The organism is Robiginitalea marina, assembly GCF_024006985.1.
Classification (GTDB): Bacteria; Bacteroidota; Bacteroidia; order Flavobacteriales; family Flavobacteriaceae; genus Robiginitalea; species Robiginitalea marina.
Genome location: NZ_JAMXIB010000005.1, coordinates 38,110 through 58,735, shown reverse-complemented (window position 1 = coordinate 58,735; position 20,626 = coordinate 38,110). Strand labels below are relative to the sequence as shown.

The window sequence follows — 20,626 nt, the reverse complement described above, 5'->3', positions numbered from 1 at the left end:
CCCGGGGCACCCTGCAAGGGTTGTTGAAATCTGCGTGGAGAAAGGCAGGAAAAGCCGGCGGGCTCCCTGGTGGGTTATCTTTCCCCAGCGGTCCCGCCGGGGTAGAATGTAGCACCTTCTCTGCCCGGGGGCACAGGGTTGCCAAGGCTTCACCGGGTCCAGTCCCTCCGCCTTTCTCGATAACGCATCATTAAAATCCTGAACGTCGCAGGCCTTTTTACAGGTTAAAGGCCTGCTTCACGGCATCTACCGCATCTAATTTCTCCCAGGTAAAGAGTTCCACCCGGGTTTCCACCCTGCCGCTGTAGGGCGATTCGTAAACCTTGTCTTCCCAGCGCGGTTCCCTGCCCATATGCCCGTAAGCGGCCGTTTCCAGGTAGATCGGGTTGCGCAGCTTGAGCCGCTTTTCAATAAAGGCGGGGCGCATATCAAACAATTCCTTCACTTTTTCCGAGATCTGCCCGTCGGAGAGGGGCACCCGGGAAGTACCATGGGTATTGATGGTGACAGAAGTGGGTTCCGCCACCCCAATGGCGTAGCTGACCTGGATCAACACCTCATCGGCCACCCCTGCCGCCACCAGGTTTTTTGCAGCATGCCGCGCGGCATAGGCTGCGCTGCGGTCTACCTTGCTGGGGTCTTTTCCGCTGAAAGCCCCGCCCCCGTGGGCCCCTTTACCCCCATAGGTGTCCACGATGATCTTCCGTCCGGTCAGCCCGGTATCCCCGTGGGGGCCGCCGATGACGAATTTCCCCGTCGGGTTGATGTGGTAGGTGATATCACTTCCAAAGAGGGCCTGAATGCGGGGGGGCAGTGCGGCCTTGACCCTGGGGATGAGGATCCGGATGACGTCTTCCTTGATTTTGGCAAGCATAACCGCATCTTCCGGGTGGAAGGGGTCGTGCTGGGTCGATACCACGATGGAATCGATGCGCAGGGGTTGGTGGTCGTCGGAATACTCCAGGGTCACCTGGGCTTTGGCGTCGGGCCTCAGGTATGGCATATCAGCCGCCTCACGCCTCAGGGCGGCCAGTTCCCTAAGGATACGGTGCGAAAGGTCGAGGGCCAGGGGCATGAAATTATCGGTTTCACGGGTGGCATACCCAAACATCATTCCCTGGTCGCCTGCCCCCTGCAGTTCCTTCTGAATCCGTTCCACCCCTTGCAGGATGTCGGGGGATTGTTCGTGGATCAGCGAAATCACCCCGCAGGAATCCCCGCTGAACCGGTATTCCCCTTTTGTATATCCAATCTGGTTGATGGTTTCCCGGGCAATCTGCTGCAGGTCCACATAGGTATTGCTTTTTACTTCGCCCGCCAGGACGACCTGCCCGGTGGTTACCAGGGTTTCGCAGGCCACCTTGCTTTCAGGGTCAAACGCCAGGAAATGGTCCAAAAGCGCATCGCTGATCTGGTCGGCTATCTTATCGGGGTGTCCTTCACTCACGGACTCTGAGGTAAACAAATAAGGCATTGCTCTACAGGTTGGGAGGACAGCGGACTGAGGGGAAAGAATGCGGAACAGCGCGAAAGGAACCGCCAGGGGGCGGCGCCTACTGCTTTAGCATTTTTTCGATCCGGGAATCCCGGCGTCCGAGGTTGCAATCAGTCAAATCTATCCTCGCGATTGGGGCAAAAATAGGACAAAGGAACTTGCCGGCAAAATCTGAGGGCCAAATACTCCGTCTATCTTCCCCTAAAGGAGTGCAAGTGAACCGGTTTGCCGGAGGCAAATGGAACTTTTGGGAAAGAAACTCAAAAATAGAGATGGGGAAAACCGGCGATTGCCACCGGCATTATTATATTTGTAAGTACCTTTTTTACGGAAACCTCCAAACGACAAAGATTACAAGCATGCACATTGCGGTGGCCGGCAATATCGGCGCAGGAAAAACCACGCTTACCGAGCTTTTGGCCAAACATTACCGGTGGGAGGCGCATTTCGAAGATGTGGTCGACAATCCGTACCTGGATGATTTCTACACCCAGATGGAACGGTGGAGTTTCAACCTCCAGATTTACTTCCTCAATACCCGCTACCGGCAAATATTAAAAATCCGGGAAAGTGGCAGAAATGTCATCCAGGACCGGACCATTTATGAGGACGCCTACATCTTTGCCCCCAACCTGCACGCCATGGGGCTGATGACCAACCGGGATTTCCAGAACTACATCAGCCTTTTTGAGTTGATGGAAAGCCTGGTGCAGCCGCCCGACCTGCTGATCTACCTGCGAAGCTCCATCCCTAACCTGGTGAACCAGATCCACAAACGGGGCCGGGAATACGAAAACTCCATTTCGATCGATTACCTCAGCCGCCTCAATGAGCGGTACGAAGCCTGGGTGCAGAAATACGACACCGGACGCCTGCTGATTATCGACGTGGACCACCTCGACTTCGTGGATAACCCCGAACACCTCGGGGAAGTCATCAACCGCATAGACGCGGAATTCCACGGGCTCTTTTAAGCCCTTTACCTATTACACAAGCCCCAGGCCCCTGGCGTGTTCGAGCACCTCATCGCTGTGGTCTACCAGCAGCACGGGAACCTCGGCTTCCAGCGCAATCAGCCTGCGGACCCTGCGCATCTTCCGGCCATGGCGTACCGACCGCAGGTAAATGGCCAGGATGCGGCCGGGATGCCGGCGGGCCACCTCGAGGTAGATGTCTGCATCGCGTTCCCCGCTGTCGCCGATCAGGATGAAAGGGGTGTCGGGGTAGGTATTCAGGATATTCAGGATTTCGTGTTCCTTGTGGGGGATGTGGCCTTCCACGATCCGGCCCAACAGGGTAGCCATGCTGCGCAACAGGATGGGGCCCTTGGGGAAACCGTTCATCTGGAGGAAGTACTCGAGGTAGCGGTACAAGTTCCAGGGGCTGTGGCTGACATAGAAGACCGGGTTGGCCCCTGTCCCGCTGCGGCCCTTGTGCAACCGGTGGTACAGGGCCGCAGCCCCGTGCAGGGGAATCCTGCGTTCCGCCCGTTTGAAAAGCGTATTGGCAATCACCTGCCACTTGAGGTAGGAAGTGACCCCCGTATGCATAATGGTGTCGTCAATATCGCTGATGACCCCGTAAGCCGCGTTGGCGGGCGGGATCAGGAGGGAGCCCGGGAACCGGTTGTCGCCCAGGATGGGGTGCGCTTCCGCTTCCAGGTCAAAGGACACCTCATAGGGGAGCCAGCCTTCTTCCCCCGCCAGGGGGGCGAGGTTCCCCAGGGTTTGGTTCAGCACGTAATACCCGTGGGAATCCGTTTTAAGCGCCACTTCCCTGCCATCGGGCAGGTGAAGCCGCAGGGGGGTGTGGCGGATTTCATCGGTTTCAAACCGCCTCCAGCTGTTGGCCAGCAATTGCAGGGGACCTTTTTTGGCCAGGTCGATGGTTTCGTCTTCCAGGGCCCGGCCCCGTACATAGAGGTGGTCCGGGGTCCCATAGGTACGAAACGCGACGATCTGAAGGGGGTCTTTCTTTCCAAACCAGGCCATGGGCCTAAGTTACGAATTACCCCCATGCCCGGGGCCGTATAATCAAAAAACCCCGGGCAGGAATGCCCGGGGTTTGTTATATAACAGCTCCTGGAAAGCTTATCCCTTCTCTTTTATTTCCACCTTCCGGACAACCCGGCCGGCCTCTGCATCCGCTTCGGCACGCCTTTCGACTTCGGCCCGGATTTCTTCCAGGGTCCCCGTCAGGGTTTCCTCTTCAATGGTTTCCACGCCATCCTTTGAAGTAGTGGTGGTGATTAACGCAGAAGCGATCTCCCCTTCAGCCTGGTTAAATGTGACGTCGACACTCACCTCTTTTTTCACCTCTTCCTGTACATAGGCGGTAACCGCATCCGAAGACAGGGCGATACTCGGGGCGATCACCAGGGCGACCACGGAGATCAGCTTCAGCAGGATATTCAGGGAAGGCCCGGAAGTATCCTTGAATGGATCCCCTACAGTATCGCCGACCACAGCTGCCTTGTGGGCATCGCTACCCTTGCGGCCCTGCGCCTCGATCATTTTTTTGGCATTGTCCCAGGCGCCTCCGGCGTTGGACTGGAAGATGGCCATCAGCACGCCGGAAGTAGTAACCCCGGCCAACAGGCCCCCCAGCATTTCAGCCCCACCGATAAACCCGATGGCAACGGGCACGGCAATGGCCAACAGCCCGGGGAGTACCATTTCCTTGATGGACGCCTTGGTGGAAATGGCCACGCATTTTTCGTATTCGGCCTTGCCATCAGCCGCATCGAAAATCGCGCGGTCCTCAGCATTCGCCTTTGACATGTCGGAATCGTACTTACGCATAATCCCCAAAGCCGCTTTCAACTCGGGAATGTCCCGGAACTGGCGGCGCACCTCTTCAATCATCGACATGGCGGCGCGGCCTACGGCGTTCATGGCCAGGGCCGAGAACACGAAGGGCAGCATCCCCCCGACCAGCAGGCCGGCCATGATATCCGGACGGGATACGTCGATGGCGACCACGTTTGCGGTTTGCATAAAGGCGGCAAAAAGGGCCAGGGCCGTAAGGGCTGCAGAAGCAATTGCAAACCCTTTCCCGATGGCGGCAGTGGTATTCCCCACGGCATCGAGGGTATCGGTGCGTTCCCGGACTTCTTTGGGGAGTTCAGCCATCTCGGCGATGCCCCCGGCATTGTCGGAAATGGGGCCGTAGGCATCCACGGCCAACTGGATCCCGGTATTGGCAAGCATCCCCACGGCGGCGATGGCAATCCCGTACAACCCGGCATAGTGGTGCGATACCAGGATGGCGGCGGCAATGAGCAAAATGGGCACGGCGGTGGACATCATCCCGACCCCGAGGCCGGCGATGATATTCGTAGCCGATCCGGTCTCAGACTGGCGCACGATGGCCGATACCGGCTTGGTACCGGTACCTGTATAGTATTCGGTGATTTTCCCGACCAGCAGGCCGGCGATAAGGCCCGCAATCGTGGCCAGGAAAACCCCCAGGGAGCTGTATTCCTTGCCTCCCAGCATCCAGGTCTCGGGCAGCATATTGGTGATCAGGAAATACGATACGATCAGGGTCAGGAAGGCTGAGCCAAATTCTCCCAGGTTCAGGGCCTTGTGGGGGGAACCGCCTTCCCTGACGCGGACCAGGAAGGTCCCCAGGATAGACATGACAATCCCGGCCCCGGCCAGGGCGAGGGGAAGATACACGGCACCCAGGCCGTCAAAAGCCCCCTGGAACTCGGGAAGTACCACAAAAGAGGCCCCAAGGACCATGGTTCCGATAATGGAGCCCACATACGATTCAAAGAGGTCGGCGCCCATCCCGGCAACGTCCCCCACATTGTCGCCCACGTTGTCGGCGATTGTGGCAGGGTTCAGGGGGTGGTCTTCGGGGATACCCGCTTCCACCTTACCCACGAGGTCGGCGCCCACATCGGCTGCCTTGGTGTAGATCCCCCCGCCCACACGGGCAAAAAGGGCAATGGAGGAAGCCCCCAGGGAGAACCCTGACAGGACGTTCAGGACCTCTGCGATGGCCCATCCCTGTCCGCTGTAAAAGGTAAACAGGCCGCTCAGGCCCAGTACGCCGAGGCCCACAACGCCCATCCCCATAACGGAACCACCGGCAAAGGCGACTTCGAGGGCTTTTCCCAGGGAGGTACGGGCAGCGTTGGTGGTCCGCACGTTGGCCTTGGTGGCCACGCGCATCCCGATAAATCCGGCCAGGGCGGAACAAACCGCGCCCACCACAAAGGAAAGGGCTACCATCCAGTTAGAGCCGGTCTCGCGCTCCCCTTTTATAGCGAGGAGAATCGCCAGGGCAAATACAAAAACGGCCAGGATCTTATATTCCGCCTTTAAAAAGGACATCGCCCCATCGGCGATATTCTTGGCGATCCGGGCCATCCTGGCATCTCCGACTTCCTGTTTGGCCACCCATGCATTCTTCACAAACACATAAAGCAGGCCAAGCAGTCCGAAGGCCCATAGATAATTCACGATTGGTTCCATTATATCCCTTGTTTAGTGGTTGAAAACGGGGGCAAAAGTAGTAAAAGGCTACGGAATATGAAACACTTTTTTTCCCCTTTGCGTCCGCTCTCGGCCTTCAGGGCCCATAGGGTCTCCCCGGCGCCCGGGGCTTAGAAATGGATGCCGAAGGCCCCGGTGATACTGAAGGCACGGGCGTCCGGATTGTCGAGGTAATTCCCCCGGAAGTTGAAATCGACGCGGAAGATCTTGAAGATGTTCCCGACCCCGAAGGAATACTCCCAGTACACCTGGTCGGTGGGTGCCAGCAGGGGGATGTTGGTCGGGCTGCTCAGCAGCCGGTTGGCATCGGACAATTCCCCCCACACCCCCCTGATGCCGACGATTTCCCTGAGGTTCAGGTCGCGCAGCACGGGGATGCGCGAAAAGAGCCGCCCGTTGAAATTATGCTCCAGGTGGAGGGAGGTGTAGGTGTCGGTCACGAATTCGTAGAAATCGAGGTTGGGGAAGGTGTTGAAAATGGTAAAGAAGGTCTGGTTGCCCGGCACGACGTTAAGCAGGGCCAGGGGGACGGAACCGAAGGTTTTCCCCGCTTCCAGGGAGGTGGTCAGCCGGCCGAAACCCCCCAGCTGCCAGGGCTGGGTATAGGAGAATTGCAGCTTGCGGTAGTCGAAATCGCTTTCGAGGAACCCCTGCAGGCCCAGGGTATAGTTCAGGAACAGGGTGCTGTAATTATCGTTTACGTCGAGGCGGTCGACCCCATAGCCGATAGTCCGCTTGCCAGGGGTGTAGATCAGGGTGGTAATCAGGTCAAATTGCCGAATTTGGGAAGAAATGCCCCCGGGCGCTGACGGATCGAGGTAATCGAGGCTGAAGGCTTCGGGCAGGGCCGACTTCAGGGTACGGTACGACCCCCCGAAGCGGATCCTGAAGTTCGCCATGGGCTCCATCTCGAGGGTGAGGGTACTGAGGTTGATGTTGGTAAGGCGGTCGTTGTTGCCCACTGTGAGGATGGAGCCGGAGGCGATGCTCCGCCCCATGACATCCGTGGTGGCCGTGAGGTTCAGCCCGAGCTGTTCCACATCGCGGCGGTTCCCCCCGGAGAGGATCAGTCGCCTTCCAGGGTCCAGGAGCCATTTGCCTGAAAATCCGTATTTAAATTTCTTGTCGAGGAAGCCATAAGCCATATAGCCTTCGAGCCGCCAGGGGTCGTTCTGCCCGAAATAGGTCCGGGCCCCGCCCCGGAGGCGGATGCCTTCCGCCTCATTGTACCCCCAAACGCTGTAGATGTCGCCGAGGTCTATATCCCATTTGTCAATTTCGATATAGCCCGAGCCCAAAACGCTGGCCAGGTAGTAAAAGGTTTGGAACCTTGGCACTGTTTTCAGGGTGTCCAGCATGGCATATATCCCCTGTTCCTGCCGGTTCAGGGCCTCCAGCCGGTTGGTTTCCCAGAACCCGTCGTCGCGTTGCATCACCTGGGGGTCAATCGGGTTCAGTTCCTGCTGGTAAAATTTACCGGGCTTGGGCACGTCAAACCGGTAATTGTCGTAAACCGTGGTCCGCTTGCCGTACACCCCCCTTGATTTTTCCTTCTTGTTGAGCGCGAAATCCGAAAGCATGTAATCGCGCCGGAGCAGGAATACCGAATCGGAAAGCACCTCGAATTCCTGTTCGATATAGATTTCCTTCACCCAATTGATATTGGCGCTGCGGGTCACCTGCAGGTTGATCTTCTTGATGGCGAACGTGGTATCGTTCACCCAGAAATCGCCCTTAAAGGTCAGCTCGTTCTTCCGCCTGGGGTAATAGATGATGTTGTAGCACCATTTGTTTTCGATAAAGGCGCTGTCGGCCAGGACGTAATTGTAGGTATCGATCCCCGTTCGCGAGAGGGGGCTGGTAAAGCTTTTATCGAAGAATTTCAGGTAGTTGTCATAGATATCGTAGGGGGCATAAAGGTCCTGGACAAAAGCGATGATGGCCTGGTTGTTGCTGAAGCCGGAGTTTTTGTTCCCCAGAACGTCGCGTTTTTCCTGGCCAAGGGCATTGTCGCCGTATACCCGGCTGAATTTTTCATTGATAAAGACGGGGAGGTACGTCTTCCCCGTGATCCGGGAGGTGTCGAGGTCTTCGAAGATAAACTCCATCCCCCGGAAGACCCGGCTGGCCATCAGGGCGCTGTCGATGGTATTCAGGTCGAACTGGATCTTTTCGTACTCGTCATACTGGTACTGCCGGAACAGGCGCAGGCCATTCTGCCGCTTTTTTGCCCAGATCTTCCGGAGGATCTCGATGGCCGGGTTGTCCTTTTTGGATTGCTTCCCCGAGTAGACGATCACCTCGTCGAGCTGCTCCCCTTCCTCCAGTACGATCTCCATGCCGAGGTTTACCCTCCCGGGCAAAACGATTTCCCGCCGGGCATACCCCACAAAAGACACCACCAGGGTATCATACCGCGCCTCAGATTCCAGGTAAAATCGCCCGTCATCGTTGGTGATGGTCCCCTCGCCGGAGTTCTTGAAGAGCACATTGGCAAAAGCGACCGGGTCCCCTTCCGGGTCCAGGACCATCCCGCCCACCTTGGTTTGCGCCATGGCCAGCGATGCCCAACAGAAAACCAGAACGGCCAGGAGTCTCTTCATGAATAAGGTGTTGCCGGGGCCTGACTCCCTCCCGGGGGGCAGGCCGTATACATCCTCAGAAAAAGGCGTGGTAAAAATAGGGTCGAATAGGTTGTGCCTGTTGGGTCTTCCCGGATAAGTCGTCAAAAACGGGGCCGTATTACAACTTTTCCGTTTTATTTATACAGGACTTTTTTCACGGCCTTTACCACATCGTCCCGGTTGGGGAGCCATTCCTCCAGCAAAACCGGGGAAAAAGGGGCCGGGGTATCGGCGGTATTCAATTTGACGACGGGGGCATCCAGGTAATCAAAGGCCTTGCTCTGCACCAGGTAGGTAATCTCGGTAGCCACATTCCCAAAGGGCCAGGCCTCTTCTAGGACCACCAGGCGGTTGGTCTTGCGAACCGAGGCCAGGATGGTTTCCTGGTCCATTGGCCGCACCGTGCGCAGGTCGATGATTTCACAGGATATCCCTTCTTCTGCAAGGGTATCGGCGGCTGCATAGGCCTCTTTGATGATTTTCCCAAAGGAAACGATGGTGACGTCGGTGCCTTCCCGTTTAATATCAGCAACGCCCAGGGGGATGGTGTATTCCCCTTCGGGTACCTCGCCCTTGTCGCCATACATCTGTTCAGATTCCATAAAGATGACGGGGTCGTCATCGCGGATGGAAGATTTCAGGAGGCCCTTGGCATCGTAGGGGTTGGAAGGCACCACGACTTTAAGGCCCGGGCAATTCGCAAACCAGCTTTCAAAGGCCTGGGAGTGGGTAGCAGCCAACTGTCCGGCTGAAGCGGTAGGTCCCCGGAAGACGATGGGGATATTGAACTGCCCGCCCGACATCTGCCGCATCTTGGCCGCGTTGTTGATGATCTGGTCAATGCCCACCAGGGAAAAATTAAAGGTCATAAATTCTATGATGGGCCGGTTTCCGTTCATGGCGGAACCCACGCCCACCCCGGCAAAACCAAGCTCGGAAATGGGGGTATCCACCACCCGCCTTGGGCCAAATTCATCGAGCATTCCCTTTGAAGCCTTGTAGGCCCCGTTATATTCGGCCACTTCTTCCCCCATCAGGTAGATGGATTCATCGCGCCGCATCTCTTCGGACATGGCTTCTGCAATGGCTTCTCTGAATTGTATGGTCCTCATAGGCTCAAGTTCTGGCGCGCAGGGCGCTTGGGGTTAAAATGCCCACAAAAATAGAAAAATCCGTCGCAAATCAGGGGGACCCGTACCCAAAAAATCCGTAAATTTTATTATGCATGCATAGTAATTTAGAAATAAAATAGCTATCTTAGTCCCCAGTAAAAAACGCAAAATCGCTCGCTTCTATGAAGATCCTGGTTTGTATCAGCAATGTGCCCGATACCACTTCCAAAATCAATTTTACCGCCGACCAGACGGCCTTCGATACCACAGGGGTACAATACGTCATCAACCCGAACGACGAGTTCGGCCTTACCCGCGCCATGTGGATGAAAGAAAAGCAGGGGGCCCTGGTACATGTGGCCACCGTTGGGGGCCCCGCTGTGGAACCCACCCTGAGGAAAGCCCTGGCCATTGGTGCCGACGAGGGCATCCGCATCGATGCGGAACCGACCGACGGGCTCTTCGTGGCCCGGCAACTGGCCGAGGTGGTGAAAAACGGGGGCTATGACCTGGTCATTGCCGGAAGGGAGTCCATCGACTATAACGGGGGGATGGTCCCCGGGATGATGGCGGCCATGCTGGAGATGAACTTCGTCAATACCTGCATCTCCCTGGAGGTGGATGGCGACAAAGCTACCGCCATAAGGGAAATCGACGGCGGCAGGGAAACCCTGGAGACCCGTCTGCCCCTGATCATCGGCGGGCAGAAAGGCCTGGTGGAAGAAAGCGACCTGCGGATCCCAAACATGCGGGGGATCATGATGGCGCGCCAAAAGAAGCTTACGGTGGTCCCCGCCCTGGATGCCGCCCATGGTTCCAGGGATCTCCGCTTCGAAAAACCCGCCCCGAGGGGGCCTGTAAAACTGGTAGATGCCGATAACCTCGACGAATTGATCGAGTTGCTCCACAAAGAAGCCAAGGTGATTTAATAAACGCTTAAAAATCAGAAAATGTCAGTACTCGTCTATGCCGAAACCGAAAACGGCACCTTCAGGAAAAATGCCTTTGAGGTCGCAAGTTATGCCAGCCAGCTCGCCGCTTCCCTCGGGGTCGAGGCCGTGGCGGTGGCTATAAACGCAGACCACCCGGAAGCCCTTGGCGCCTATGGCATTGGCAGGGTCTTGCAGGTGAGCGAAGACCGCCTGAAAACCTTCAATGCCCGGGCTACCGCTGCTGTCCTGAAACAGGCGGTTTCCCAGGCCGGGGCCCGTATCGTGGTCACCAGTTCCAGTACCGATGCCAAATACGCCGCTTCCATCCTGGCCGGGCTGTTGAAAGCGGGCTACGTCAACAACGTGGTCAGCCTCCCGGAACCCGGGGAATCCCTGGTGGTCCGGCGCACTGCCTTCAGCAACAAGGCCTTTGCCTACACCGAACTCCTGGGGGATGTATCCATTATCGGGGTCTCCAACAATGCCTTCGGGGTAGTGGAAAACCCTGTAAATGCTGCTGCTGAAGCCTTCGCTCCCGCCCTGGCCGATGCCGACTTCGGGGTAAAGCCCGTTTCGGTGGACAAGGCATCCGACAAGGTGACCATCGCCGATGCAGAGATCGTCGTTTCCGGTGGCCGGGGCCTGAAGGGACCCGAAAACTGGGGCATGATCGAAGAGCTTGCCGGGGTGCTCGGGGCAGCCACCGCCTGCTCCAAACCCGTATCGGACCTGGGGTGGCGGCCGCATAGCGAACACGTCGGGCAAACCGGAAAACCCGTGGCGAGCAACCTCTATATCGCCATTGGGATCTCAGGGGCCATCCAGCACCTGGCAGGCGTAAATGCCTCCAAGACCAAGGTGGTGATCAATACCGACCCGGAAGCCCCCTTCTTCAAGGCGGCCGACTACGGGGTGGTGGGCGATGCCTTCCAGGTAGTGCCTGAGTTGATCGAAAAATTAAAGGAATTTAAGGCTCAAAACGGCTAATTTTTGTTAATTTGTCCCTTTAAGGGGCTGTTAAATGACCGGACATCCCTGTTGTTTAACAGCCCTTCCATGCTTTATACCTTCCTATGAGCCTTGTCAGGTTAAAAATTAAAGGGATTTCCTATAGTCAGACCCAGAACGGGGCGTATGCGCTGATTTTGAATGAAGTGGACGGGGAGCGAAAACTCCCGATCGTTATCGGGGCTTTTGAAGCCCAGTCCATTGCCATCGCCCTGGAAAAGGAGATCAAACCGCCCCGCCCGCTTACCCATGACCTTTTCAAGAATTTTGCGGACCGGTTCGATATTGTCATCAAACAGGTGATCATCCATAAACTCGTTGACGGGGTATTCTATTCCAGCATCATCTGTGAACGCGACAAGATCGAGGAGATCATCGACGCCCGAACCAGCGATGCCATCGCCCTGGCCCTGCGCTTCGATGCGCCCATATTCACCTACAAGGCCATCCTGGACAAAGCGGGTATCTTCCTGAAATTCTCCAAGGACAAGGATAAGGAGGAAGGGGATGACAGCATTATGGTGGACGAAATTTTGCAGGAAGGAGAAGCTGTGGAACTGGACCCCGGGGGGGCTGCCCCCTACAGGGAGATGACCCTTGAAGAGCTGCACAAGGAACTGGAAAAAGCGGTCACCAGCGAGGACTACGAAAAGGCTGCCAAAATCAGGGACGAAATTTCCAAACGAAAAAGCTGAATTGAAAAATCCGCGGGTAAAGGCGCTGATGTGGGCCCTGTGCCTGATGGGGGCCTTCCTCCATCCGGAAACCGCCATGGGTCAGGCGTCACACCCAGCCTCCATGGCCTCTGACCCGGCTGCCGACCAGATCGCCAGCCACCTGATCCCGAACGAGGGGTTTACCCTCGATTCCCTGGCCCGTGGGGCGCTCGGGCTTGCAGTCCTTTTGCTGGTCGCCTTTGCCTTCAGCGCCCGCAGGAGGCAAATCAAGTGGAAAACCGTGGGCATTGGCCTTGGCCTCCAGCTCCTGCTGGCCATCGGGGTACTCAAAGTCCCCGCCGTGCAATGGTTCTTTAATGTCCTGGGGGGGTTCTTCAACAGCATCCTGGAATTCACCATAGCCGGGAGCACCTTCCTTTTCGGAAACCTCATGGACCTTGAAAACACCAACATCGGCTACGTTTTCGCCTTCCAGATTTTGCCTACCATTATTTTTTTCTCGGCCCTGACCTCCGTGCTGTATTACCTGGGCATCATCCAGAAGATCGTCAAAGGGCTGGCCTGGCTGCTCACCCGAAGCCTCGGCATCTCCGGCCCGGAAAGCCTGAGCGTTGCCGGGAACATTTTCCTGGGTCAAACCGAGGCCCCGCTGCTGATCAAGGCCTACCTGGAAAAAATGAACCGGTCGGAGATCCTCCTGGTCATGATCGGGGGCATGGCCACGGTGGCAGGGGGGGTTTTGGCAGCCTACATCGGCTTCCTGGGGGGCAGCGACCCCCAGTTACGGGTCGAATTTGCCCGCCACCTGATTGCGGCCTCGGTGATGGCCGCCCCCGGGGCCATCGTGATTTCCAAAATGCTCTATCCCCAAACGGAAGCCGTGGACCGGGAAATCCGGATCTCAGGGGAAAAAATTGGCAGCAACCTGCTCGACGCCATCGCCAATGGCACCACGGAAGGCCTGAAACTGGCGGTAAACGTGGGGGCCATGCTCCTGGTCTTCGTGGCTTTTATCGCCATGGTGAATGGGATTTTGGGCTGGCTGGGGGACCTGACGACCCTCAACTCCTGGATTGCCGGGAATACCGTATATGAAACCCTTTCCCTGGAAGCCCTCCTGGGCGCACTTTTTGCCCCGCTGATGTGGCTCATCGGGGTGGAGGGCAGCGACATTATGATGATGGGGCAGCTACTGGGGATCAAACTGGCAGCGAGCGAATTCGTCGGCTACATCCAACTGGCCGAACTGAAGGACGCTGCGAGCGCTACCCGGCTGGGTTACCAGAAATCGGTAATTATGGCAACGTATATGCTGTGCGGGTTTGCCAATTTCGCCTCCATCGGCATCCAGATCGGGGGGATTGGTTCCCTGGCCCCGGGCCAGCGGAAAACCCTTTCCGAGTTCGGGCTGAGGGCTGTGCTGGGCGGTACCCTGGCCTCCCTGCTTTCAGCCACCATCGCCGGGATGATCCTGGGGTAGCCCGCGGGCCATCCGGGCTCCAAATGCGAACCCGCTCAAATGACGACTCTAATGGACCTGAATGCCCTGCCCAAAGTCGAACTCCATCTGCACCTGGATTGCTCCCTGAGTTATTCGGTGGCCCGGCGTATCCAACCCGACCTCACGTTTGAGGCGTACCGGGAGTCTTTTATAGCCCCGGCGAAGTGCACCGATCTGGCCGATTATATCTCACGGGCGGTAAAGGGATTCGAACTGATGCAGACCCCGGAACATTTGCGCCTTGTTACCCTCGATCTGTTTGAACAATTGGAAAGGGACCGGGTCATCTACGCCGAGATACGCTTTGCCCCCCTGCTGCATACGGCCCGCGGCCTAACACCGGCCGAAGTGGTGCAGGCCGTTATGGACGCCACCGGGGAAGGAATCCGCACCTCTGGCATCGAGGCGCGCCTTATCCTATGCACGCTCCGGCATTTCGACGAACCACAGAGCCTTGAAACCATCGGCCTGTGCGAAAGGTTCCGCGATACCCTGGTGGCAGGGTTCGATATTGCTGCGGATGAAGCGGGCTTCCCAATCGATGCCCACAAGGCTGCCTTTGCCTATGCCCATAAGGTCGGCATCCCCTGTACCGCCCACGCAGGGGAGGCAAAGGGAGCCGAAAGCATGTGGGAAACCATCCGCCATTTCCGCCCCCGGCGCATTGGCCATGGGGTGCGGTGTATTGAAGACCCGGCCCTGCTGCACTATATTCGCGATCACAACCTCCACCTGGAGGTTTGCCCCACCAGCAATATTCAGGTAAACGTCTTTGATACCCTAGCCAAACACCCGGCCGACTACCTCTACCAAAACGGGATTTCCATGAGCATCAATACCGATACCAGGACTATTTCCGACACGGATCTGACCCGGGAATACGGGCTCCTGGAACAGGCCTTCGGGTGGGATTTAGGGCACTTCAGAAAGTGCAACCTCGAGGCCATTGCCCATGCCTTTGCGCCTGATGAAGTTAAGGATAAGGTCCGAAAGCGGCTCCTGGACGCCTACCCCCTCCCGGCAGGTTGATAAGGCTGTGGATAAAAGCAGGGCGCCCCGTTCCCGGATCCGGGACTGAATCCGTAATTTTATGGACTTTTCAAACCCAGGGAAAAACAGCCCGCCATGAAACAATACCACGACCTTTTAAAGCATGTGCTGCAGCACGGGACCCTGAAATCGGACCGCACCGGAACGGGCACCCTCAGTGTTTTCGGCTATCAGATGCGCTTCAACCTCTCAGAGGGCTTCCCCCTGGTGACTACCAAGAAGATCCACGTAAAATCGGTAATCCACGAATTGCTGTGGTTTCTGAAAGGCGATACCAACATCGGGTACCTGCAGGAGAACGGGGTGCGCATCTGGAATGAATGGGCCGATGCGCAGGGCGACCTGGGCCCGGTCTACGGACACCAGTGGCGCAACTGGAACAGCGAGGGGATCGACCAGATCAGGGAACTCCTGCATACCCTGAAAACCAACCCCGACAGCCGGCGGATGCTGGTGGCTGCGTGGAACCCGTCGGTCCTCCCGGACACTTCAAAATCTTTCGCAGCGAACGTCTCGGAAGGCAAGGCGGCCCTTCCCCCCTGCCATGCCTTTTTCCAGTTCTACGCGGCTGACGGGAAGCTCTCTTGCCAGCTATACCAGCGTAGCGCCGACATATTCCTGGGGGTGCCCTTCAACATTGCCTCCTACGCCCTGCTGACCCTGATGGTGGCACAGGTCAGCGGCCTGCAGCCCGGGGAATTCATCCATACCTTCGGCGATGCCCACATCTACAACAACCATTTGGAACAAATCCACCTGCAGCTCAGCCGGGAACCCAGGCCATTGCCAACCATGACGCTGAACCCCGGGGTCACCGACCTGTTCGCCTTTCGCTTTGAAGACTTTACCCTGGAAAATTACGACCCCCACCCCCACATCAAGGGGAAGGTGGCTGTTTAAGGTCCCTCGTGGTGCATGCCGACAAAAAAAGGGCCCTGCCGGATGGCAGGGCCCTTCTTGCTTTGCAATAGGGGTAAGTTCAGAGTTCCAGAACGGCGTTTTCCGCACCGGCAAAGTCATTCCACTGGTACCGGTCTGCAGCGTCTTCATTGACGTATTCGCCGTCGACCAGGTAACGGAATTCAAAACTCTGCTCGCTGGGCAGGTCGAAGGTGCCTTTGAAGGTACCGTTCTTAAGTTTCTTCAGCATGCTGCCTTTGGGGTTCCAGTTATTGAAATCCCCTACAACTGCCACTTTCTTTGCATCCTCTGCAGGAACCGTAAAGGTTACCTTGCACACAGGCTTGGTTTTCAGGTATTGTTTCTTTATTGCCATGATTTGAGTTGTTTCAAATTTCACGACAAAGCAACGCATAAAAGGGTTAAAAGACAATTAGTTAAAACAGATTTATGAATTTCGTAAAATTGATTTTACAATCTGTTCAACTTTCTAAAAAGCCACCTGCCAAATTAAAGGACCCGCAAGTTCAGGGGGCTTTTTTGATCAGTTCCACCAGTTTATCGAGGTCATTTTCAGAATTATAACAGTGGAAGCTCACCCGGATCCCGCCCCCGCGGGGGGCACAGACCACCCCGTGTTCCTTCAGGTAGCGGTACCGCCCCCCGGGTTCCGGGATGTTGAAAATGGTACTGTGGTCCTGGCGCCCGAGCACCTGCGCATCGAGAAGGGAAAGGGAGGCCAGGGCCTGCTTTACCCGGGCCGACAGGTCGCGGTTATAGCGGTCTACCCGGTCCATCCCGAGTCTTTCCAACTGCTCCAGGGCAAAACCGAGGCTTCCGAAGCAAAGGGTGTCGAGGTGTCCGGGTTCAAGCCTTCGGGCAAAAGGGATGCCCTCTTTGCGGTCCGGGTCGGCCCCTGCCGCATTAAAGCCATGGGAGCGCACAACAATGCGCTCTTCGGCCCGCGGGCTGAACAGGAAAAACCCGTTTCCATTGCCGCCCAGCAGCCATTTGTACCCGCTGGCGCCAAGCACATCGATGCCCGAGGCTTCAAAATCCAGTGCAAATGCCCCGGCATACTGGGTGGCATCGGCAATGATCAGGAGCTCCGGGTACTTTTCCTTCAACCCCCTGAGAAATTCAGGGCGCACCAGGATGCCGTTAAGCCACTGCACCAGGCTCAGCGCCAGCACCTCCACCGGGCCCGCCTCAAGGGCCGTTTCGATCCGGGCTTCCAGGTCGGCGGCCAGGGGTATCCTGGAGATGGGGAAGCCCCGGCTTTCAAAGGGCCAGTTTAGCGAAGGATAGTCCCCTTCAAGCAACAGGACCCGGCTGCTGCTGTCGAGGCCTTCCAGGAGCAGGTTCAGCCCCAGTGAAAAATTCGGGCTCAGGGCTATCCGTCCCGGGTCACACCCGAAAAATCGCCCCAGGCGTTCCCTGGTGTGCTCCAGCAGGGGCAGTGCCGCCATCTTCATCACGCTGCCCCCGATGAGGAATTCGAGGTCGTGGTCCTGCCGCCATTCCTGCAGGTCTTCGTGCATCAGGCCCCAGGCTGCGGTGTTGAGGTAGGTGTATTGCCTCAGGGCTGGGAAACCGGAGCGGAAGCGGGAAAAATCGTCCATTGCGGGGTACGCTTGAATTCTGTTATCTTTGTTTAAAGATACATAAACGCATGCGCTTCCGTCAAAAAAAAGACCCGGTACTAAATCCCGAACAGCACGAGCTGCTGGAATATGCCCAGCTGAGGATCAGGCAGAAAAAGCGTTTGTACCGCCATTTTGTGGTGTTTCTGATCGGGGGTCTTTTCCTGTTGGTGATCAACAAGATCCTGAAAGTCGGGGCCACCCATGACTGGTATCTCTGGGCTATTACCGCCTGGGGGTTTTTCTTTGTCGTCCACCTGGCCCAGGTCTACCTCATCGACCCCTTTATGGGAAAAAAATGGGAGCGGGCGCAGCGGGAGAAACTCCTGAAGAAGCAACAGGAAAAGATTCGGAAACTCGAAGCCGAAATAGCCCGTGACCACCCCCTGCCCCAACCCCCTGAACCACAAAAGAACGAGCCGACCAAAGAATGAACGAAATCATACTGATAGCCGCTGCCGGCGAGGCGAATGAACTGGGGCGGGATGGGGACCTCCCATGGCACCTCCCCGACGATTTTGCCCATTTCAAGAAGGCCACTTCGGGCCATCCCATCATCATGGGGCGGAAAACCTTCGAAACCTTTCCCAAACCCCTTCCCAACCGCTGGCACCTCATCGTGACCCGCGATCGCGACTACGCGGCAGGCCATCCGGGGTGCACGGTGGTGCATTCCCTTGAGGCGGCACTACAGGCTGTAGCCTCCCGGGAAAAAGCCTTTGTCATCGGAGGGGGGGAAATCTACCGGCAGGCCCTCCCCCATGCCACGCAGATCATCCTGACGCGGGTGCATGGCAATTTTGAAGCCGACACCTTCTTTCCGGAACTGGACCCCAAAGCATGGGAACTGGTGCAATCGGAATACCACCCCCGAGACGCGCGCCACGAGGTTGCCTTTACCAAACAGCATTTCCGGCCCCGACCTTAACCCTGCACCGGCAGTGCCCGGGGAGGGTGCCCCAGCCTGGACAACATTTGGTTGGCTACGGCCAGGTTGCCAGAGGTATAGACGGCATGGCGGGCCGGGCCGTCGGCCAGGCGCAGAAGACCGTGCTGTTCCAGTACGGCCCGGGTTTGCCGGGCCACAGCCGGGCCGGGATCCACAATCCTGACCCCCACGGGCAGGATTTCCCTCAGGTGGGGGATGAGCAGGGGGTAATGGGTACACCCCAGGACCAGGTGGTCTATGCCCGCCCTGATCATGGGTTGGAGGAGCTGCTCCAGATGGTCCCGGGTTTCGGGGGCATCGAGTTTCCCGGATTCAATAAGGCGCACCAGCCCGTACCCCTCCTGCTCCATCACCGTGATCCCCGAGGCGAAGTTGCGGGTTGTACTGGCAAAAAGGCTGCTGCTCAGGGTTCCCCGGGTAGCCAGCACCCCCACCCTGCCAGTTTCCGATTGCAGGGCTGCCGGTTTTATGGCCGGCTCAATGCCAATAAAAGGGACGGGGAACTCCTCCCGAAGCTGCGCTATGGCGTTGGTGGTTGCCGTATTGCAGGCCACCACCACCATCTTGCACCCCATCCCCAGCAACCAGCGGGTGTTGCGCCGGCTGAGCTCCAGGATCTCCAGGGGTGCCTTCTCCCCATAGGGGGCATTGGCGCTGTCGGCGAAGTAGCAGGTGTGTTCCCCCGGCAACAAGCGCATGACCTCCTCCCGGACGGTAAGCCCTCCGAGGCCGGAGTCGAAAAAACCAATAGGGGCGTCTTTCATAAAGGTGGGCTGGGTGCAGGCCTAAATTAAAAAAACCGCCCGGATGGCCTGGGGCGGTTTTTCTTTTTTATGGATTCAGGACTTAGAAACCGAGTTCCTTTTTCACATCCGGCAGCAAATCCTTGCCCTTGGCAACGATCACCCCTGATCCGGGGCTGGCATCCATCACATAATCGTATCCCTGGGCGGCAGCCACCTTTTCGATGGCATCTTTGGCTTTCTTGGAAATCGGCTCAAAGAGCTCAGCCTGTTTCTGGGCCAGCTCCTGCTGGGCAGCCTGCTGGGCCTCCCCGATATTCCGCTCGAACCCCTGCAATTCCAGGGCGCGCTTCTGGTTCTCTTCCTGCGACATGGAATTCGCCTCGTTGTTATACTGGGTGAGTTTGTTGCGGTACGCTTCCACAGAACCCTGGATATCGGCCCGGTAGGTTTCCTCAAGCTTCTTCAGTTCCGCCTGGGCCGCGTTCATTTCGGGCATTTGCGAAAGGAGCTCCGACACATCGATGTGAGCTACCTTGCTCTGGGCCTGGACATAGCTCGTAGCAGCGACAAACAATAGTATTGCTACAGCTACCTTTTTCAGTTGTTTCATGATCAGAAATTTGCTAATTGAAGTTATTATTTAATGAATTCTAGAGTTAGTTAATCGTATCCTTTTTCGTTTCCGTTTCTTTCTTCCGGGCGTCCTCCCTGGCCTTATTCCGCGCTTCCCGTTCCTCGAGCAGCTTCTGGCGACGGGCTTCATAAGCCTTGCGCCGCTCTTCCCTGAGCTTCAGGGCCTCTTCCCGCTTTTCTTCTGCGGTTTTGGCGCGTGCCTCTTCAGCCTGCTGCGCCTTCTGTTGCCGTTCAAGCAGGGCCTCAGAAATCACCTCTTCCCCTTCCTCTTCCCCCTCGAAGGCATCCAACTGACTTGTCGGGGATTTGGGCGGGCTGCTCACCCGTCGGGTACGCGCAATCCCGCGGAGGATCAAGTCACTGATATCGTGTCTTTTTTCGGAGTACAACATTACGACATCCGCCGATTTATCGAAAATAAAATCGTACTTTTTGTTGGCCCCTATTTTCTGCACTTCATTAAAAACCTGGTCCTGGATAGGCTGTATAAGCCGTTGCTTCTGAAGCACCAGGTCGCCCCTGGGCCCAAAGCGGTTCTGCTGGTAATCGAGCAGCTCTTTTTCCAGGATGGCAATTTCTTCTTCCCGCTCGGCAATAAGCTGATCGGTCAGCAGCACGCGCTCGGCATCGAGGTCCTGTTTCATCTGGTCGATGCGGCGCTGGCGCTCCTCCATCTCCATTTTCCACTGCACCACCTTGTTGTCGAGTTGCTCAGTGGCCTCGCGATACTCCTCCACGTTTTCCAGGATGTATTCCATATCCACATACCCGATCCGCACGCCCCTTTGGGCGTATCCCATGCCCACCGCGAGGCAGGCACAAAGCAGCAGGTTCCACTTCTTGTTCATCAC

The 20,626-nt window shown here is 57.0% G+C and carries 18 protein-coding genes, 1 pseudogene and 1 riboswitch; of the genes and pseudogenes, 9 read left to right on the top strand and 10 right to left on the bottom strand.

The window, feature by feature from the left end; genetic code table 11:
• Positions 1 to 71 precede the first annotated feature (71 nt).
• A riboswitch (SAM riboswitch) is annotated at positions 72 to 186 on the bottom strand.
• Positions 187 to 217: 31 nt separating this feature from the next.
• The gene (gene metK / locus NG653_RS07540; RefSeq protein WP_252741082.1) at positions 218 to 1,474 is read right to left on the bottom strand and encodes a methionine adenosyltransferase; all 1,257 of its coding nucleotides are present in this window, start codon (positions 1,472 to 1,474) and stop codon (positions 218 to 220) included.
• Positions 1,475 to 1,854: 380 nt separating this feature from the next.
• Here metK and NG653_RS07535 point away from each other — a divergent pair, with 380 nt between their 5' ends.
• The gene (locus tag NG653_RS07535; protein WP_252741081.1) at positions 1,855 to 2,469 is read left to right on the top strand and encodes a deoxynucleoside kinase; all 615 of its coding nucleotides are present in this window, start codon (positions 1,855 to 1,857) and stop codon (positions 2,467 to 2,469) included.
• Positions 2,470 to 2,481: 12 nt separating this feature from the next.
• Here the strand turns inward: NG653_RS07535 and NG653_RS07530 are convergent, their stop codons facing one another.
• From NG653_RS07530 to NG653_RS07515, 4 genes and pseudogenes are all read right to left on the bottom strand, one after another.
• Complete coding sequence (locus tag NG653_RS07530; RefSeq protein ID WP_252741080.1) at positions 2,482 to 3,486, bottom strand: App1 family protein phosphatidate phosphatase; 1,005 nt, start codon at positions 3,484 to 3,486, stop codon at positions 2,482 to 2,484.
• A 99-nt stretch (positions 3,487 to 3,585) separates the two neighbouring features.
• Positions 3,586 to 5,979 (bottom strand): sodium-translocating pyrophosphatase, encoded by a 2,394-nt coding sequence (locus NG653_RS07525; RefSeq protein WP_252741079.1) that lies wholly within the window; start codon positions 5,977 to 5,979, stop codon positions 3,586 to 3,588.
• Positions 5,980 to 6,110: 131 nt separating this feature from the next.
• Positions 6,111 to 8,603 (bottom strand): DUF5686 and carboxypeptidase-like regulatory domain-containing protein, encoded by a 2,493-nt coding sequence (locus NG653_RS07520; protein ID WP_252741078.1) that lies wholly within the window; start codon positions 8,601 to 8,603, stop codon positions 6,111 to 6,113.
• A 155-nt stretch (positions 8,604 to 8,758) separates the two neighbouring features.
• A pseudogene (locus NG653_RS07515) lies at positions 8,759 to 9,745 on the bottom strand (pyruvate dehydrogenase complex E1 component subunit beta); the annotation flags it as partial.
• A 173-nt stretch (positions 9,746 to 9,918) separates the two neighbouring features.
• Between NG653_RS07515 and NG653_RS07510 the strand changes: the two are divergent.
• The 6 genes from NG653_RS07510 (at position 9,919) to NG653_RS07485 (ending at position 15,804) form a co-directional block, all read left to right on the top strand.
• Complete coding sequence (locus tag NG653_RS07510) at positions 9,919 to 10,665, top strand: electron transfer flavoprotein subunit beta/FixA family protein (RefSeq protein ID WP_252741076.1); 747 nt, start codon at positions 9,919 to 9,921, stop codon at positions 10,663 to 10,665.
• Between the two features lie 21 nt (positions 10,666 to 10,686).
• Positions 10,687 to 11,655 (top strand): electron transfer flavoprotein subunit alpha/FixB family protein, encoded by a 969-nt coding sequence (locus NG653_RS07505; protein ID WP_252741075.1) that lies wholly within the window; start codon positions 10,687 to 10,689, stop codon positions 11,653 to 11,655.
• Between the two features lie 86 nt (positions 11,656 to 11,741).
• Positions 11,742 to 12,371, top strand: a complete 630-nt coding sequence (locus NG653_RS07500) for a bifunctional nuclease family protein (protein WP_252741074.1) — start codon at positions 11,742 to 11,744, stop codon at positions 12,369 to 12,371.
• A gap of 103 nt (positions 12,372 to 12,474) precedes the next feature.
• Positions 12,475 to 13,833 carry a NupC/NupG family nucleoside CNT transporter gene (locus tag NG653_RS07495; protein ID WP_252741287.1) on the top strand — a complete coding sequence of 453 codons (1,359 nt, stop codon included), beginning with the start codon at positions 12,475 to 12,477 and terminating at the stop codon, positions 13,831 to 13,833.
• A 39-nt stretch (positions 13,834 to 13,872) separates the two neighbouring features.
• Positions 13,873 to 14,883, top strand: coding sequence for an adenosine deaminase (gene add, locus NG653_RS07490; RefSeq protein WP_252741073.1), 1,011 nt, complete (start codon positions 13,873 to 13,875; stop codon positions 14,881 to 14,883).
• Between the two features lie 96 nt (positions 14,884 to 14,979).
• A complete protein-coding gene (locus NG653_RS07485; protein WP_252741072.1) occupies positions 14,980 to 15,804 on the top strand; it encodes a thymidylate synthase in 825 nt (274 codons plus the stop codon).
• 79 nt (positions 15,805 to 15,883) lie between these two features.
• Here the strand turns inward: NG653_RS07485 and NG653_RS07480 are convergent, their stop codons facing one another.
• Positions 15,884 to 16,180 carry an isoamylase early set domain-containing protein gene (locus NG653_RS07480; protein WP_252741071.1) on the bottom strand — a complete coding sequence of 99 codons (297 nt, stop codon included), beginning with the start codon at positions 16,178 to 16,180 and terminating at the stop codon, positions 15,884 to 15,886.
• 151 nt (positions 16,181 to 16,331) lie between these two features.
• Positions 16,332 to 17,426, bottom strand: a complete 1,095-nt coding sequence (locus NG653_RS07475) for an aminotransferase class V-fold PLP-dependent enzyme (protein WP_252741070.1) — start codon at positions 17,424 to 17,426, stop codon at positions 16,332 to 16,334.
• A gap of 50 nt (positions 17,427 to 17,476) precedes the next feature.
• Between NG653_RS07475 and NG653_RS07470 the strand changes: the two genes are divergently transcribed.
• Positions 17,477 to 17,881, top strand: a complete 405-nt coding sequence (locus NG653_RS07470) for a 2TM domain-containing protein (RefSeq protein ID WP_252741069.1) — start codon at positions 17,477 to 17,479, stop codon at positions 17,879 to 17,881.
• Positions 17,878 to 18,375: a dihydrofolate reductase gene (locus NG653_RS07465; protein ID WP_252741068.1), complete on the top strand. Its 498-nt coding sequence runs from the start codon at positions 17,878 to 17,880 to the stop codon at positions 18,373 to 18,375. The genes NG653_RS07470 and NG653_RS07465 overlap by 4 nt, the downstream gene beginning before the upstream one ends.
• Here the strand turns inward: NG653_RS07465 and murI are convergent.
• From murI to NG653_RS07450, 3 genes are all read right to left on the bottom strand, one after another.
• Positions 18,372 to 19,160 carry a glutamate racemase gene (gene murI / locus NG653_RS07460; RefSeq protein WP_252741067.1) on the bottom strand — a complete coding sequence of 263 codons (789 nt, stop codon included), beginning with the start codon at positions 19,158 to 19,160 and terminating at the stop codon, positions 18,372 to 18,374. The two genes, NG653_RS07465 and murI, sit on opposite strands and share 4 nt — an antisense overlap.
• Before the next feature lie 82 nt (positions 19,161 to 19,242).
• On the bottom strand, positions 19,243 to 19,752 hold the full coding sequence (locus tag NG653_RS07455; RefSeq protein WP_252741066.1) for an OmpH/Skp family outer membrane protein: 510 nt from the start codon (positions 19,750 to 19,752) through the stop codon (positions 19,243 to 19,245).
• Positions 19,753 to 19,798: 46 nt separating this feature from the next.
• Positions 19,799 to 20,623: an OmpH/Skp family outer membrane protein gene (locus tag NG653_RS07450; RefSeq protein WP_252741286.1), complete on the bottom strand. Its 825-nt coding sequence runs from the start codon at positions 20,621 to 20,623 to the stop codon at positions 19,799 to 19,801.
• Between the last annotated feature and the right edge of the window lie 3 nt (positions 20,624 to 20,626).